The 17210-nt window shown below is 32.2% G+C and carries 16 protein-coding genes; 6 read left to right on the top strand and 10 right to left on the bottom strand.

The window, feature by feature from the left end; genetic code table 11:
- The 8 genes from B3J44_RS00370 to B3J44_RS00335 form a co-directional block, all read right to left on the bottom strand.
- Positions 1–560, bottom strand: a 560-nt coding sequence (locus B3J44_RS00370; RefSeq protein WP_286964846.1) for a succinate--CoA ligase subunit alpha, incomplete at its 3' end; no start/stop codon positions are given.
- 86 nt (positions 561–646) lie between these two features.
- Complete coding sequence (locus B3J44_RS00365) at positions 647–1009, bottom strand: nuclear transport factor 2 family protein (RefSeq protein ID WP_008464044.1); 363 nt, start codon at positions 1007–1009, stop codon at positions 647–649.
- Between the two features lies 1 nt (position 1010).
- The gene (locus B3J44_RS00360) at positions 1011–1940 is read right to left on the bottom strand and encodes a UDP-3-O-(3-hydroxymyristoyl)glucosamine N-acyltransferase (protein WP_198855711.1); all 930 of its coding nucleotides are present in this window, start codon (positions 1938–1940) and stop codon (positions 1011–1013) included.
- Between the two features lie 121 nt (positions 1941–2061).
- Complete coding sequence (gene efp / locus B3J44_RS00355) at positions 2062–2628, bottom strand: elongation factor P (protein ID WP_095929274.1); 567 nt, start codon at positions 2626–2628, stop codon at positions 2062–2064.
- A 92-nt stretch (positions 2629–2720) separates the two neighbouring features.
- Positions 2721–3506: an acyl-ACP--UDP-N-acetylglucosamine O-acyltransferase gene (gene lpxA / locus B3J44_RS00350; RefSeq protein ID WP_095951251.1), complete on the bottom strand. Its 786-nt coding sequence runs from the start codon at positions 3504–3506 to the stop codon at positions 2721–2723.
- 74 nt (positions 3507–3580) lie between these two features.
- Entirely contained in the window at positions 3581–4969 is a 1389-nt protein-coding gene (locus tag B3J44_RS00345; RefSeq protein ID WP_198855712.1) for a bifunctional UDP-3-O-[3-hydroxymyristoyl] N-acetylglucosamine deacetylase/3-hydroxyacyl-ACP dehydratase, read from the bottom strand.
- A complete protein-coding gene (lpxD, locus tag B3J44_RS00340) occupies positions 4962–6005 on the bottom strand; it encodes a UDP-3-O-(3-hydroxymyristoyl)glucosamine N-acyltransferase (RefSeq protein ID WP_198855713.1) in 1044 nt (347 codons plus the stop codon). The genes B3J44_RS00345 and lpxD overlap by 8 nt, the downstream gene beginning before the upstream one ends.
- 39 nt (positions 6006–6044) lie before the next feature.
- Complete coding sequence (locus B3J44_RS00335; RefSeq protein WP_286964837.1) at positions 6045–7274, bottom strand: HD domain-containing protein; 1230 nt, start codon at positions 7272–7274, stop codon at positions 6045–6047.
- A 223-nt stretch (positions 7275–7497) separates the two neighbouring features.
- Here B3J44_RS00335 and B3J44_RS00330 point away from each other — a divergent pair, with 223 nt between their 5' ends.
- The 4 genes from B3J44_RS00330 to B3J44_RS00315 all read left to right on the top strand — a co-directional run bounded on the left by B3J44_RS00330 (position 7498) and on the right by B3J44_RS00315 (position 11392).
- Positions 7498–9051 (top strand): bifunctional response regulator/alkaline phosphatase family protein, encoded by a 1554-nt coding sequence (locus B3J44_RS00330; protein ID WP_111369214.1) that lies wholly within the window; start codon positions 7498–7500, stop codon positions 9049–9051.
- Positions 9052–9223: 172 nt separating this feature from the next.
- Complete coding sequence (gene tsaE / locus B3J44_RS00325; RefSeq protein ID WP_278021708.1) at positions 9224–9631, top strand: tRNA (adenosine(37)-N6)-threonylcarbamoyltransferase complex ATPase subunit type 1 TsaE; 408 nt, start codon at positions 9224–9226, stop codon at positions 9629–9631.
- A gap of 150 nt (positions 9632–9781) precedes the next feature.
- The gene (locus tag B3J44_RS00320) at positions 9782–10981 is read left to right on the top strand and encodes an alanine dehydrogenase (protein WP_198855716.1); all 1200 of its coding nucleotides are present in this window, start codon (positions 9782–9784) and stop codon (positions 10979–10981) included.
- 36 nt (positions 10982–11017) lie between these two features.
- Positions 11018–11392, top strand: coding sequence for a DUF4258 domain-containing protein (locus B3J44_RS00315; protein WP_198855717.1), 375 nt, complete (start codon positions 11018–11020; stop codon positions 11390–11392).
- A gap of 156 nt (positions 11393–11548) precedes the next feature.
- Here B3J44_RS00315 and B3J44_RS00310 read toward each other — a convergent pair whose 3' ends face one another.
- Positions 11549–12214, bottom strand: a complete 666-nt coding sequence (locus B3J44_RS00310; RefSeq protein ID WP_286964829.1) for a uracil-DNA glycosylase — start codon at positions 12212–12214, stop codon at positions 11549–11551.
- Positions 12215–12398: 184 nt separating this feature from the next.
- Between B3J44_RS00310 and B3J44_RS00305 the strand changes: the two genes are divergently transcribed.
- Both B3J44_RS00305 and B3J44_RS00300 read left to right on the top strand, forming a co-directional pair.
- Positions 12399–14564 (top strand): endonuclease MutS2, encoded by a 2166-nt coding sequence (locus tag B3J44_RS00305; RefSeq protein WP_286964827.1) that lies wholly within the window; start codon positions 12399–12401, stop codon positions 14562–14564.
- 264 nt (positions 14565–14828) lie between these two features.
- A complete protein-coding gene (locus B3J44_RS00300) occupies positions 14829–15242 on the top strand; it encodes a thiol-disulfide oxidoreductase DCC family protein (RefSeq protein WP_286964826.1) in 414 nt (137 codons plus the stop codon).
- 241 nt (positions 15243–15483) lie between these two features.
- On the opposite strand, the gene ettA is transcribed toward B3J44_RS00300, so the two are convergent.
- Positions 15484–17175 (bottom strand): energy-dependent translational throttle protein EttA, encoded by a 1692-nt coding sequence (gene ettA / locus B3J44_RS00295; protein WP_198855721.1) that lies wholly within the window; start codon positions 17173–17175, stop codon positions 15484–15486.
- Between the last annotated feature and the right edge of the window lie 35 nt (positions 17176–17210).

The following is a 17210-nucleotide window of genomic DNA, read 5'->3' as shown; positions in this document are numbered from 1 at the left end:
GTAGTTCCAATAATTGGATCTCCACCAATTCCGATAGCTGTAGTAATTCCTAAACCTTGTTTTACAACTTGGTCAGCAGCTTCGTAAGTTAAAGTTCCTGATTTAGAAACGATACCAACCGTACCTTTTTTGAAAACGAAACCTGGCATAATACCAACTTTAGCTTCACCTGGAGTAATAACACCTGGACAGTTTGGACCAATTAATCTTGAATTTCTTTCTTTAACATAATTATTTGCTTTAATCATGTCTGCTACAGGAATTCCTTCTGTAATAGCAATAATTACTTTAATTCCAGCATCAGCAGCTTCCATAATTGCGTCAGCAGCAAAAGCTGGCGGAACAAAAATGATAGAAGTATCAGCACCAGCTTGATCTACAGCATCTTTTACTGTATTAAAAACTGGACGATCTAAATGGCTTGTACCACCTTTTCCTGGAGTAACACCTCCAACAACGTTAGTACCGTACTCAATCATTTGAGAAGCGTGGAAAGTTCCTTCACTTCCTGTAAATCCCTGAACAATTATTTTGGAATCTTTATTAACTAAAACACTCATGATATATATTTTATGTAGTTTTTAAATTTGTGTTGCAAAAATAAGGTTTTGTAATGTATTTTGCCTCTTTTATTGTCAAAAAAATATTAAGAAAATTGACTCATTTGATAACCTCTATAAAGTTTATCATCTTTTATCTGCCAAATGGTTGCAAAATGCGCTAAAAGCATTTCTTCTCTAGGATTCTCGATTGTTTTCACAAAATGAGAGTAACGTACTGATACTAAATCATCTTCGCTAATAATATGACTAATTCTAACCTTAGAACGTACATAAGCACGACTAAGCTCATTGGCCATTTCAATTATCGAATCATAATCCATTTGAATAAAACCTTTACTGCTGTTCCATTCAAGCGTAACATCAGGATGCAGATATGTTTTTAAAATTTCGCTATCAATTAAGGCATCTGACTTATAAAATTTCTGAACAAATTCTTTAATAGACATATTACTTCAATTTACTTAAAATTTCAGGAATCTTCTTGATATTGGCTAATTGCTTCAATTTTTCTCTAGACTCTTCAATTGGAGTACCAAAATATGATTTTCCGCCTTCAACTGACTTCGTAACACCTGTCTGCCCCATCACAACAGCTTTTGCACCAATTGTAATACCACTAGTAGTTCCTACTTGTCCCCATAAGGTTACTTCATCTTCTATAATCACACAACCTGCAATACCAGTTTGAGAAGCAATCAGACATTTTTTTCCAATCACTGTATCATGGCCAACATGCACTTGATTATCTAATTTTGATCCTGCACCAATTGTTGTATCTCCAGTAACACCTTTATCGATCGTACATAAAGCTCCAATGCCAACATTATCTTCAATAACAACTCGACCACCAGAAACCAACTGATCGAATCCTTCTGGACGTTTTTTATAATAAAAAGCATCCGCACCTAAAATAGTTCCGGCATGTATAATTACATTATCTCCTATTATAGTATGATCGTAAATAGATACATTAGAATGTATTAGACAGTTTTTACCAATTTTCACATTGTTCCCAACAAAACTATTAGGCTGAATAACAGTTCCTTCTCCAATTTCTGCTGATGGAGCTATAGCAACATTAGCAAATTGAAACGGTTTAAAATGTCTGGTTAAAATATTAAAATCTCTAAATGGATCATCAGAAATTAAAAGAGCTTTACCTTCTGGACACTCAACTTCTTTGTTTATTAAGACAATAGTAGCCGCCGATTGCAAAGCTTTATCATAGTATTTTGGATGGTCAACAAAAACAATATCACCAGGCTCTACAACATGTATTTCATTCATGCCTAAAACTTGAAAATCTTTGTCACCAATAAATTTGCAGTTAAGCAAATTAGCAATTTCTTGTAAAGAATGACTCTTTGGAAATTTCATATAGTATAATTAGAAAACTTGTAAATTAGAAAATGAGTCAATTAGAATGTGAATATACAAAATTATGTCGACTCACAAATTATCTAATTGACTCATTGTCAAATTATCTTAATTAAAATAACTACTCTTTTACACGCTCCATGTAAGAACCTGAAGCTGTATCGATTTTAATTTTATCGCCTTCGTTGATAAACAAAGGAACATTTATGTTCGCTCCTGTTTCTACTGTAGCATTTTTAGTAGCGTTTGTTGCTGTGTTTCCTTTTACACCTGGTTCAGCATAAGTAACTTCAAGAATTACAGACGCAGGCATATCTACTGATAATGGTAAATCTGTTTCTGTATTGATCTGTACCATTACGTTTGTTCCTTCTTTTAACAAATCTGGAGCATCCAAAATGTTTTTGTTTAAAGAAATTTGCTCAAACGTTTCAGCATTCATGAAGTGAAATTCATCACCTTCTGGATATAAATATTGAAATGTATGTGTTTCAACACGGATAACGTCAATCTTGTGACCAGCAGAAAATGTATTATCTAATACTTTTCCAGAAGTCAAACTTTTCAATTTAGTTCTAACGAAAGCTGGACCTTTTCCAGGTTTTACGTGAAGAAATTCAATAATTTTATAGATATCGTGATTAAATTTAATACACAATCCGTTTCTAATATCTGATGTAGATGCCATTTGTATTTGTTTTATTTTTTTGTTTAATCGTTTAACCGTTTAACTGTTTTTTCGATTAAACGATTAAACAAATAAACAATTAAACTCAATTTTTAATAATTTCCTGAGTAACCTTTCATAATTCCTCGAGAAGAATTTCTAATAAAATCTAGAATTTCATCTCTTTCTGGAGTCGCTTCCATTTCAGCTTCAATAATGCTTAAAGCTTGCGTTGTATTGTAATTTTTTTGATACAATATTCTATAGATTTCCTGAATTTCTCTAATTTTTTCAGTACTAAAACCTCTTCTTCGCAAACCAACAGAATTAATTCCTACATAAGACAAAGGCTCTTTTGCTGCCTTTGTAAATGGCGGAACGTCTTTTCTAACCAAAGATCCACCAGAAATCATAGCGTGATCTCCAATATGAATAAACTGATGAATTGCAGCTAAACCACCAATAACAGCGTGATTTCCAACAACAACGTGACCTGCCAAAGCAACACCATTTACAATAATTGCATTGTTTCCGATCTCACAGTCGTGCGCAATGTGAGCATAAGCCATTACTAAACAATTGTTTCCAATTACAGTTTGGCCAGAAGCAATAGTTCCTCTATTAATAGTTACGCATTCTCTAATTGTACAATTATCGCCAATAATAGCAAGAGAATCTTCACCTCCAAATTTTAAATCTTGTGGCACCGCAGAAATTACTGCTCCTGGGAAAATATTACAATTTTTTCCAATTCGAGCACCTTCCATAATGGTCACGTTTGAACCAATCCAAGTACCATCACCAATAACAACATTATTGTGAATTGTTGTAAATGGCTCTATTACAACGTTTTTAGCGATTTTCGCGCCTGGATGAACATATGCTAATGGTTGATTCATCTGTATGTTTTATATTTTTAATTAAAATATTCTAATTTGAAGCAACAAACCTAAACAATAAATTTGATAATTTATTATTGTTTTCTTGCTATTTGTGCCATTAATTCTGCCTCGGTTACTAATTTACCATTTGCATAAGCATTTGCTTGCATATGGCAAATTCCTCTTCTGATTGGAGAAATTAACTCACATTTAAAGATTAAAGTATCACCTGGCAATACTTTGTGTTTAAATTTAACATTATCAATTTTCATGAAATATGTCAAATAATTTTCAGGATCTGGAACAGTACTTAACACTAAAATTCCACCTGTTTGAGCCATTGCTTCAACAATTAATACACCTGGCATAACTGGAGCTTCTGGAAAGTGACCTACGAAGAAATTCTCATTCATAGTAACATTTTTCAATCCTACTACGTGACGATCAGACATTTCGATAATTCTGTCAATTAACAAGAATGGAGGTCTGTGAGGCAGCATAGACATGATTTTATGAATGTCCATCAATGGTTCTTGATGCAAATCATAAGTAGGAACATGATTTCTCTGCTCTATCTTGATAATTTTTGCTAATTTCTTTGCAAACTGAGTGTTTACAAAGTGTCCTGGTTTATTTGCAATAATTTTTCCTTGGATACGAACTCCAATTAAAGATAAATCTCCAATTACATCTAGCAATTTATGTCTTGCTGCTTCGTTTGGATAATGTAAAGTTAAGTTATCTAAAACTCCGTTTGGTTTAACTGAAATCTCTTCTTTACCAAACGCTTTCTTTAAATTCTCCATTGTAGACTCAGAGATTTCTTTGTCTACATATACAATTGCATTGTTTAAATCTCCACCTTTAATAAGTCCGTGCTCTAACAAAGACTCTAATTCGTGAAGAAAACTAAAAGTTCTAGAACTAGCAATTTCAGATTTAAAATCTGCTAAACTTTTTAAAGTAGCATTTTGAGTACCTAAAACTTTAGTACCAAAATCTACCATAGTTGTTACTTGATATTCGTCGCTAGGCATAACAAGAATTTCGCTTCCAGTAGCTTCATCTGTAAAAGAAATAACTTCTTTAACTACGTAAACATTTCTGCTTGCATCTTGTTCTTCAATTCCAGCTTTCTCTATCGCTTCAACAAAATATTTTGATGAACCATCCATAATTGGTAGTTCAGAGGCATTCAATTCAATAATAACATTATCCAAATCACAGCCAACCACTGCAGCTAAAACGTGTTCTGGTGTTTGAATTTTTACACCAAGTTTCTCAAGATTTGTTCCTCTTTGAGTATTAACAACATAATTAGCATCAGCTTCAATTACTGGTTGACCTTGCAAATCTACTCTTACAAAAGTGAAACCATTATTAACGGGTGCAGGTTTAAAAGTCATTGTAACTTCTTTTCCAGTGTGTAAACCAACTCCTGTTAGCGAAATTTCATTTTTGATGGTCTTCTGTTTAACCATTATTTCCATTTTTTGGGTTTATTATTTGTTTTTTTAATTCTTCAACTTCAGCCACAATTTTAGGCAGATTCTTAAAATGAACATACGATTTATTAAAATCACTATATCCAAGTGATGGCGAACCTTGTAAAACTTCACCATCTTTAATGTTTCTTGAAACGCCAGACTGTGCCTGAACTCTAACATTATTGCCAATTGTTAAATGGCCCACTATACCAACTTGTCCCCCAATCATACAGTTCTCGCCAATTTTTGTAGAACCTGCTACACCACTTTGGGCGGCTATCACAGTATTTTTTCCAATTTCTACATTATGAGCAATCTGAATTTGATTGTCTAATTTAACCCCTTTTCTAATTATTGTAGAACCAAGGGTTGCTCTGTCGATTGTAGTATTTGCACCAATATCTACATTATCCTCAATAATAACATTACCAATTTGTGGTACTTTACTATATTCTCCATCTTCATTTGGAGCAAATCCGAAACCATCAGCACCGATAATAACACCAGAATGAACAGTACAATTGTTTCCTATTACAGTTTCTGAATAGATTTTTGCACCAGCAAAGATGAATACATTATCACCAATAGTAACATTGTCACCAATAAAACTATTTGGATATATTTTTACATTATTGCCTAAGACTACATTTTGTCCAATGTAACTAAAACTTCCCAAATATAAATTTTCTCCATATTTAGTTCCTTCAGACATAAATGACTGAGGCTCGATACCTGTTTTATTTAATTTTACTTGATTATAAAAATGTAAAAGTTTAGAAAACGCTGCATAAGCATCTTCCACTTTAATAAGTGTAGTGGTAATTTCCTGTTCTGGAATAAAGCTATCATTAACAATTGTTACTGTCGCTTTTGTAGTATATATATAATTGATATACTTTGGATTAGCCAAAAAAGTAAGCGACCCTTCGTCCCCTTCTTCGATTTTAGAAAGCTTAGAAACTTCTGCATTGGGATTCCCAACAACTTCTCCTTCTAAAATTCCTGCTATTTGTTCTGCTGTAAATTTCATCGCGACAAAAATATAAAAAATAGGTTTTAAATGTTAATTTTATATAAGTTGTTTTGGGAAACAGATATAATATTTTGTCACCAATTTAGATAACGATTTCAAATTCAGTTGGTCAGAAGCTTCAACGACATCTTCAATTGTTTTATCTTTTTTCAAAATACGAATAGGTTCTGCTTCCTTACTATAGGCTTGGTTTTTAATTTTACCTCTAAAAATAAAATATCCTGCATCTAATTGCGAAATATGATACTTGTTAGCAAACTGCTCTTTTAAAGATTGAGATTCTTCCATAGAAACTTTCTCAGCGCTCATTTTAATTTTAAGCAAATCTCTGTTAATTATCATTTTGCTTAAAGTGCTTAAAACGAAATCGTCTTGTCTCTGCCAAGCTTTTAAAGCACTAATAATATCAAAATCATCCAACTGAGAAAACAAGTCTAGCTTTTCGGCATCAAAATTTTCTAGAGTTATTTTATTATGCATAAAATAAGAAAGAGGCTCACTGCAAGGAAGATCTACTCCTTTCAAAACCAATTCTTTTGCTCTTTTTAAGACTTTCATTAAAATCAATTCGGCAACCAAACTTGTTTTATGCAAATAAGCTTGCCAGTACATTAATCTCCTCGAAAGCAGAAATTTTTCTACAGAATAAATTCCTTTTTCTTCAATTACTAAAACATCATTTTCAACATTCATCATCTGAATCAATCGTTCAGAATTCACATTTCCCTCAGCAACACCTGTATAAAAACTATCTCGTTTCAAGTAATCCATTCGATCCATATCCAACTGACTTGAAATCAATTGCAACATGAATTTCCTATGATATTCTCCTTTAAAAACCTGAATCGCCAAACTTAATCTTCCGCCAAATTCTTCATTTAACTGATTCATAAATAATAGTGAAATGGCTTCGTGGTGCACATCTTCAACAATGCTTTTTTCCATCGCATGAGAAAACGGCCCATGCCCTATATCATGAAGCAAAATCGCTATTAAAAGCGCATTTTCTTCTTCTTCAGAAATCACAACCTCTTTAAAACGAAGCGTGTCAATAGCTTTTTTCATCAAATGCATACATCCTAATGCATGATGAAAACGAGTATGATTCGCTCCTGGATACACCAAATATGACAATCCCATCTGTGAAATACGGCGTAGACGCTGAAAATAAGGATGCTGAATTAGATCGTAAACCAGCTCATTCGGAATCGTAATGAAGCCATATATAGGATCGTTGAATATTTTTAATTTATTGATCTGAGTCACAGTCTCGTTATTTTTTTGGTCAACAAATATAAGTAAATAAGTATAAAGAGCTCGGTGTTTTTTATTTAAAAATCACACTCTAAAATATGATGATTATCAATAAAATACATTAAAAAATGTTAAATTTCAAAATAAAATCATGGTTTAACTTTGGTAATTTTATACTATTTTTAATACTTTTTAAGTTCTATAACTTTAAATTGCAGTAAAATTAAATTGATTTATGGATAAGATAAAGATACTTTGGGTCGACGATGAAATCGATCTTTTAAAGCCCCACATATTATTTCTAGAAAAAAAGAATTACGAAGTAACTACTTGTAATAACGGACTTGATGCGATTGCGTTGTTTGAAGAAGATAATTTTGATATTGTTTTTCTAGATGAAAACATGCCCGGAATGAGCGGATTAGAAACGCTTTCTGAAATGAAAGAAAAAAAATCAGCGATTCCGATGATTATGATCACCAAAAGCGAGGAAGAATATATTATGGAAGAAGCCATTGGTTCTAAAATCGCCGATTATTTGATTAAACCCGTAAATCCGAACCAAATTCTATTGAGTTTGAAGAAAAATCTAGATGATTCGAGATTAATAACCGAAAAAACCACTTTAGATTATCAGAAAGAATTTAGAAAGATTTCGATGGAATTGGCAATGGTTAATTCGTACGAAGATTGGATTGAATTGTACAAAAAATTGCTTTTTTGGGAATTAAAACTAGAAGATATCAATGATACAGCGATGATCGAAATTCTAGAATCTCAAAAAGTTGAAGCGAATTCGCAATTCGGAAAATATATCGAAAGAAATTACGAAGATTGGTTTGCACCAAAAGCAGATAAACCAATTCAATCTAATACTTTGTTTAAAGAATTAGTAGTGCCAGAAATTAAAAAGAAAGACAAACCAATCCTTTTTGTTGTAATTGATAACCTTCGTTACGATCAATGGAAAGCTTTTGAAGGCGTAATTTCAAACTATTACAAACTAGAAAAAGAAGTTCCGTATTACTCTATTCTTCCAACTGCTACTCAATATGCTAGAAATTCTATTTTTTCTGGTTTAATGCCTTTAGAAATGGAAAAACAATTTCCTGAATATTGGAAAAACGATGTAGAAGATGGAGGAAAAAACCTTTATGAAGCAGAGTTTTTATCGGCTCAATTAAAACGTTTAGGTTTAAACATTAAAGAAGATTATTTTAAAATCACCAATTATGCTGGCGGAAAAAAGTTAGCAGAAAACTTTAAAGCTTTAAAAGGAAATGACTTAGTAACTGTTGTTTACAATTTCGTTGATATGCTTTCGCATGCTAAAACCGAAATGGAAGTAGTAAAAGAATTAGCTTCTGATGATAAAGCGTATCGCTCTTTAACCTTAAGCTGGTTTAAAAACTCTCCTTTATTAGAAATTATCCAACAGGCACAACTTTTAGGCTTTAAACTTATCTTAACAACAGACCACGGAACAATAAATGTAAAAAATCCGTCGAAAGTTGTGGGTGATAAAAATACAAGTCTAAATTTGCGTTATAAAACTGGACGTAGTTTAACATACGAGCAAAAAGATGTTTATGTAGTAAAAGAGCCTAAAACCATTGGCTTACCAGCAATAAATATGAGCAGTTCGTTTATTTTTGCCAAAAATGATTTTTTCTTGGCTTATGTAAACAACTACAATCATTATGTGAGCTATTACAAAAACACCTACCAACACGGAGGAATTTCTTTAGAAGAAATGATTATTCCGTTTTTGGTATTTAACCCGAAATAAAAGCTTTAAGTAGCAGTTTTCAATTTTGAATTTAAATTAAATAAAATAATTCTTGCCACAGATTTTACAGATCAATATTGATTTGAAAATCCTTTTTAATCTTTTAATCTGTGGCATTTGAAAAATAATTCGCGAAAATTTGCGAAATTCGTGGCAAAAAAAATAAACAACAATGAACATCGTTTTTTCATTAGATCAAATTCAAGAAGTTGCCGAGCAGATTATAGCTTCAAACCCAAAAAAAATCATTCTTTTTAATGGTGAAATGGGAGTTGGAAAAACTACTTTAATCAAACAACTATGCAAAAGTTTAGGAGTTCAAGATGCAACAAGCAGTCCGACTTTTTCTCTTGTAAACGAATACCAAACTTCTAGTAATCAAACCGTTTATCACTTTGATTTTTATAGATTAAACAAAGAAACCGAAGCGCTAGATATGGGAGTTGATGATTATTTGTATTCTGGAAATTGGTGTTTTATCGAATGGTCTGAAAAAATTGCGAGTCTAATCCCAGAAGAACATTCTACAATAAATATAGAATTGCTTGCTGATGGAAAAAGAGAACTAAATTTAGTTTAAAACCTATATTAATAATCGTAAAAAGAAAAATTCACCTCTTTATTGACAGGTATAATATTTATTAACTTTTATCTTTGAGTATTAGCAGAATTTTTACATTAATTTTAAAACTTTTTACGTAATTTGTACTCTTAATTTTTTGCATTATCCATGTCAATCACGTTAACTCCATTTACAAAACAACAATTAATACCACAGGAAGAAAAACTTGAGGTTGGTCGTTTTAAAAGAGAACTTTTTATAGGAATTCCTAAAGAAACAAGTTACCAGGAACGCCGTATCTGTCTTACGCCAGATGCTGTAAATTCCTTAACTTACGCAGGTCACCGCGTTATGATTGAATCTGGAGCAGGAGAATGTTCGAGTTATACAGACAAAGAATATGCAGATGCAGGAGCAGAAATTACAAAAGACACCAAAAGGGTTTTTGGTTGTCCATTTCTACTAAAAGTAGAACCTCCAACTTTGGCTGAAATCGAAATGATAAATCCCGAAACGGTTATTATTTCTGCGATTCAGCTAAAAACTAAAAAGAAATCTTACTTCGAAGCTTTAGCTCAAAAGAAAATTACAGCCTTAGCTTTTGAATATATTAAAGACGAAGACGGATCTTATCCTGCTGTAAAATCTTTAAGCGAAATCGCAGGAACTGCCTCAATACTTATTGCTGCGGAATTAATGATCACAGATGAATTTGGAAAAGGACTTTTATTCGGAAACATTACAGGTGTTCCTCCAACCGAAGTTGTGATTTTAGGAGCTGGAACTGTTGGCGAATTTGCAGCAAAAACTGCTATTGGATTAGGCGCAAATGTTAAGGTTTTTGATAACTCTATTACAAAACTACGTCGTCTTCAAAACAATTTAAATCAAAGAATTTTTACTTCTACCATACAGCAAAAAGGTTTATTAAAGGCTTTAAGACGTTGTGATGTAGCAATTGGAGCAATGCGCGGAAAAGAACGTTGTCCGATTGTTGTAAACGAAACAATGGTAGAACATATGAAAAAAGGCGCTGTAATTGTTGACGTTAGTATTGATACTGGTGGCTGTTTCGAAACTTCTGAAGTAACTACTCACGAAAAACCAACATTTATAAAAAGTAATGTTTTACACTATTGTGTACCAAATATACCATCTCGTTATTCCAAAACTGCTTCATTATCAATAAGTAATATCTTAACACCTTACCTGCATCAGATAGCCGAAGATGGTGGTATTGAAAGTGCAATTCGATGCAATAAAGGCCTTAAAAATGGCATTTATCTTTATCACGGAATTCTAACAAATAAAGCAATTGGCGACTGGTTCGATTTGCCAGACAACGATATTAATTTACTTGTATTTTAAGGGAACTTTAATGTACCTTTGCAAAAATTTTATTTCATGAAGTTCGTACACCGTTTTGCATATTACCTGATTGGTCTCGTTATGGGATGTTTTATTGTATCAGGATTTTTTATCGGAAAAGATACCCGATGCAATTATTTTCCAAATGCTCGAGTTTTAAATAACCTTAGAACAAAACCATTTCAATATTCTCCAAAAGCCGTTCAGACTTTAAGTGAAAAATGGGTTGACACGGCCGATGTCAAAAACACATTAACTTATGGAGATGTCGATTTTGACCAAAGCAATGTTCCATTCAAAAAAGGAAAGCTTTATATTATTGAAGGAAAAACAGTAAAAAATCAAGAGATAATTCTAAAAGTAGTCAATTACGAAAACAAAGCTGTTTTAGAAGAAATCGTAAAAAAATAAAAAGAAAATCTTTTGTTTCTCGCTCCCGATAGCTATCGGGATTGCAGATTCAAAAGATTTTTTTTTAGCTGTAAATATTTCTCGCAAAGTCGCAAAATCACAAAGGTTTTTTCCTTTGTCACTTTGCAACTCTGAACCTTTGCAACTTTAAAAAAATTACCATTCAATTTCTTTCAATCCTTTAGATTTCAAGAATTCATTTGTTTGGCTAAAATGTTTGTTCCCAAACCAGAAACCTCTATTGGCACTTAACGGAGAAGGATGTCCCGATTTTAAAATATGATGTTTTGAAGCGTCAATTAAAGCCGCTTTCTTTTGAGCAAAACCTCCCCAAAGTAAAAAGACAACATTTTCTTTTTCAGCAGAAATTTGTTTGATCACGGCATCAGTAAATTTCTCCCAACCTTTTCCTTGGTGACTCCCTGCTTCAGATTGTCTAACAGTTAAAGTTGCATTTAAAAGAAAAACGCCTTGATCTGCCCAACGTTCTAAATTACCCGTATTAGGCATTGGTATATTAAAATCATCCTGAATTTCTTTAAATATATTTTGAAGCGATGGCGGAAACGGAATTCCATCATTTACAGAAAAACACAATCCATTTGCTTGATTTGGCCCATGATAAGGATCTTGCCCAATAATAACCACTTTAACTTCATCAAAATGACAATGGTCAAAAGCTGAAAAAATCTGATTCCCTTTTGGATAACAAACTTTTGTTGCGTATTCCGTTTTTACAAATTCAATTAAATCGTTGAAATATGGTTTTTCGAATTCTTCATTCAAAACTGGTTTCCAAGAAGAATGCATTTTTACGTCCATAATTTTTTTTATGCGAATTTCAGAAATTATTACTTAAAATCATATTTACTAAAAAGAAAAATATCAAAAGTCAAAAATCAAAAATTAAAACGATAGCAAAGAAAAAAACTCATAATTCATAATTCATAATTCACAATTGATGAATGTTTTCGTACTTTTGCTTTTGCTTTCATAAAGAAATTAAATGATCAGTATTACAGAAAAAACATTACAAGACTTACAATTTCCAACTGTATTAGAAACCATTTCAGATGGCTGCAACACCGACATTGGAAAAGAAAAGGCTTTACAAATAAAACCATTTAGAGATAAAGAAGAATTAATGCAGTCTTTGATGCAAACATCAGAGTATGTGTCTTCTTTTCAAAATAATAACGCAATTCCGAATCACGGATTTGATGCCATTACGCACGAAATTAAGTTTTTAGCAATCGAAGACAGTTTTCTCGAAGTAGGAAGTTTTAGAAAAATTGCAAACCTTTCAGCAACAACAAATGTCTTATTGAACTTCTTAAAAAAATTCGATGATTACTATCCAAATCTAAATGCAAGAGCTTCTAGAGTAGAACTAACAAAAGACATTATCTCTGCAATTGATGCAATAGTTGATAAATATGGAGAAATAAAAGACAATTCTTCTCCTGCTTTAGCCGGAATTCGTCAGAATATGAATTTGGTTCGCGGAAAAGTGAATCAAAGTTTTGGCGTGGCTTTAACTCAATACAATAGCTTGGGTTATTTGGACGATATTAAAGAAAGTTTCGTGCAAAACCGTAGAGTTTTAGCGGTTTTAGCTATGTATCGCCGTAAAGTAAAAGGTTCAATTTTAGGGAGTTCAAAAACTGGAAGTATCGCATACATTGAACCAGAAGCTACTTTAAAATATTCCAGAGAATTAGCTAATTTAGAATACGAAGAGAAAGAAGAAATCACGCGAATCTTAAAAAATTTATCGAATGTCATTCGTCCTTTTCTTCCTTTACTAGTTGAATACCAAGATTTTTTAAGTGATATTGATGTAGTTGCCGGAAAAGCTAAATATGCAAATCGCATTAATGGAATCCTGCCAACAATTACCGAAGAAAGAAGATTGTTCTTTAGAGAAGCCTATCATCCAATTTTGTATTTGAACAACAAACAAAAACAAGAAGTTACACATCCGCAAACCATTGAGCTAAAACAAGAAAACAGAATTATTGTAATTTCTGGACCAAACGCTGGAGGAAAAACTATTTCTTTAAAAACGGTAGGTTTATTGCAATTAATGTTGCAATCTGGAATTTTGATTCCAGTTCATGAAAGAAGCGAAACTTTCTTATTTGATAGAATTTTAACAGATATCGGAGATAATCAATCTATTGAAAATCATCTAAGCACATATAGTTATAGATTAAAAAACATGAATTACTTTTTAAAGAAATGTAATAAGAAAACCATGTTTTTAATTGACGAATTTGGTACAGGTTCTGATCCTGAATTGGGTGGAGCTTTGGCTGAAATTTTCCTAGAAGAATTTTATCACCGTGAAGCTTTCGGAATTATCACAACGCATTATTCTAATTTGAAAATTTTAGCAAACGAATTGCCATATGCAACGAATGCGAATATGATGTTTGATGAAAAATCTTTAGAACCAATGTATAAACTAGCATTGGGTCAGGCAGGAAGCTCATTTACGTTTGAAGTTGCTCAGAAAAACGGAATTCCGTTTGGATTGATTAATCGAGCAAAAAAGAAAATCGAAGTTGGAAAAGTTCGTTTTGATAAAACCATCGCAACGCTTCAAAAAGAAAGATCGAAACTGGAAAAAACTTCTTTAAATTTAAAAGAAGAAGAAACCAGAGCGCGTGAAGAGAGTAAGAAGATGGAAAACATCAATACGAGAATTCAGCAGAAATTAGAAAGCTATCAAGAATTGTACGATAGTAATCAAAAGATAATTTACATTGGACAAAAAATTGATGATATTGCTGAAAAATATTTTAACAACAAAAACAAAAAAGAACTTATCGGTGAATTTTTGAAAATAGTTGAGATTGAAAATTCAAAACGCAAAAAAGCAACTCCAAAAGAAACTAAAGAAAAAGTTGAAAAGCAAAAAGAAATTATTGCTGAAGTAAAGGTAAAAGTTGAAGAAATACGAAAAGAGAAAAAAGAGAAAAAACTTAAACCAGTTGTTGAAAAACCAAAACCGATTTTAAAAATTGGTGATCGAGTAAGAATGCTTGACGGGAGATCTGTTGGAAGTATAGATGCTATCGAAAAAAATAAAGCGACAGTAAATTATGGTATTTTTACTTCTAAAGTAAGTTTGGATGAATTGGAATTGGTAGAAGCAGTTAAGAAATAAGTTTTCAGTCCTTAAAAATTGGAAAAAAAAAATCAAAATTAAAATAAAGCGATTTAAGGGACGATTTTCATTTTTACACAAAAGAACATTCCTATTTTTTAAAAATAGATTTAAACTAATTTACTGATGTCGTTTTAGATTTCTAAAATTTATTAAAAAACAAAAATCAATAGACATTATAAATACAAGCAAAAACATATTAATTCCTGTTTTATTTATTTCAATTAAGAATTGAAATATAAAACTTGAAATACAAATTATAAAATGGAAAGTCTTCCAAAAAATAAAAAAATAGTTCTTTTTGACGGAGTTTGTAATCTCTGCAGTTCTGCTGTACAGTTTATCATCAATCATGACAAAAAAGATATTTTTAGATTTGTTGCATTGCAGTCTGATTTAGGAATTTCTATCTGTAAACATTTAGGAATTAGCTTTTCTAAAATGGATAGTATTATTTTATACGATCCTGGAACAGCATATTTTTACAAATCTTCTGCAATTCTTGAAATCGCTAAAAACTTTGGAGGCATTTGGAAATTAACTCCTATTTTTAGAATTGTACCAATTTTTGTAAGCGATAAAATTTATGACTATGTTGCAAAAAATAGATACAATTGGTATGGCAAAAAAGAAAGCTGCATGATTCCAACTCCAGAATTGAAAGCGAAGTTTCTTTAAGTAAATTCCAAATTCTTAAATTTCACAAACAAAACTTAAATCTCCACAATATTGTCATTTGGACGAAGGAGAAATCTCCGCGAGAAGCTCAACAAAGATTGGATTTTTCGTTACGGAGTTACTTGCGGAGATTTCTCCTTCGTCGAAATGACATACTTTGTATTAACAAAAAATCCCAAATTCACAATACCGAGGCTCGGGAGGAATTTGGGATTTTTTTTGTTGAAAATTTCAGATCTTATTATCTAATTAATTTTCTATATTTCAAACGTTTAGGAGTTAAATCACCGCCAAGACGTTTCTTTTTGTTTTCTTCATAATCAGAGAAACTACCTTCGAAGAAATAAACTTCAGAATCACCTTCGAAAGCTAAGATGTGTGTACAAATTCTATCTAAGAACCATCTGTCGTGAGAAATAATTACAGCACAACCTGCAAAATTTTCTAAACCTTCTTCAAGTGCACGAAGAGTATTAACATCAAGGTCATTCGTTGGCTCATCCAGTAAAAGTACGTTTCCTTCTTCTTTCAAAGTCATTGCCAAGTGTAAACGGTTACGTTCTCCACCAGAAAGCATTGAAACTTTTTTGTTTTGTTCGCCGCCTCCAAAGTTAAAACGAGATAAATAAGCTCTAGAATTTACTTGCTTACCGCCCATCATAATCAATTCCTGACCATCTGCAAAGTTTTCCCAGATTGATTTATTTGGATCAATATTCGAGTGTGACTGATCTACATAAGCAATTTTTACTGTGTCTCCAACAGAAAATTCTCCACTATCAGTAGCTTGTTCGCCCATGATCATTTTGAAAATAGTCGATTTACCAGCACCGTTTGGTCCTATAATTCCAACAATACCAGCTTGAGGCAAAGTAAAATTCAAATTATCATATAATAATTTATCACCAAAAGCTTTTGCAACATTTTTAGCTTCGATAACATTTGTTCCTAAACGTGGCCCATTAGGGATATAAATCTCTAATTTTTCGTCTAGTTGTTTTTGGTCTTCGTTTAATAATTTGTCGTAGTTCTGTAAACGTGCTTTTTGTTTTGTCTGACGACCTTTTGCACCTTGACGAACCCACTCCAACTCACGCTCTAAAGTTTTTCTACGTTTAGAAGCGACTTTTTCTTCTTGAGCCAAACGGTTTGATTTTTGATCCAACCAAGAAGAATAATTTCCTTTCCATGGAATACCTTCTCCTCTATCTAGTTCTAAAATCCATCCAGCAACATTATCTAAGAAATAACGGTCGTGTGTTACTGCAATTACAGTTCCAGAATATTGTGCTAAGTGTTGCTCTAACCAAAGAACTGACTCAGCATCAAGGTGGTTGGTTGGCTCATCTAATAGCAATACATCTGGTTGTTGCAATAACAAACGGCATAAAGCTACACGACGACGCTCACCTCCTGAAAGGTTTTTAATTGGTGTATCTCCTTCTGGAGTACGTAATGCATCCATTGCGATTTCTAATTTTGTATCGATTTCCCAAGCGCCAAGAGCATCAATTTTGTCTTGCAATGCTGCTTGACGGTCCATCAATTTATCCATTTTGTCTTGATCTTCGTAATATTCTGGAAGACCAAACAAATCATTAATTTGATTGTACTCCTCTAAAACTGCCATAGTTTCGGCTGCTCCTTCACGAACAATTTCGATAACTGTTTTAGAATCGTCAAGAATTGGTTCTTGCTCTAAATATCCTACTGTATAACCTGGCTGAAAAACTACATCTCCTTGGTAGTTTTTATCAACTCCAGCAATAATTTTTAAAAGTGAAGATTTACCAGAACCATTAAGTCCCAAAATACCAATCTTAGCTCCATAGAAGAAACTAAGGTAAATATTCTTAAGAACTGGTTTGTCTGCTCCTTGATAGGTTTTACTCAATTTCTGCATTGAGAAAATTACTTTCTTATCGTCTGACATTTTTTATTTTTTATTATATTATTTATTTTTTTTGA

Source organism: Flavobacterium sp. UBA4854 (assembly GCF_002399805.1).
In the GTDB taxonomy this organism is placed as follows: domain Bacteria; phylum Bacteroidota; class Bacteroidia; order Flavobacteriales; family Flavobacteriaceae; genus Flavobacterium; species Flavobacterium ginsengisoli.
Note: the sequence above shows the minus strand (reverse complement) of the source record. Positions and strands in the feature narration are given on the sequence as shown.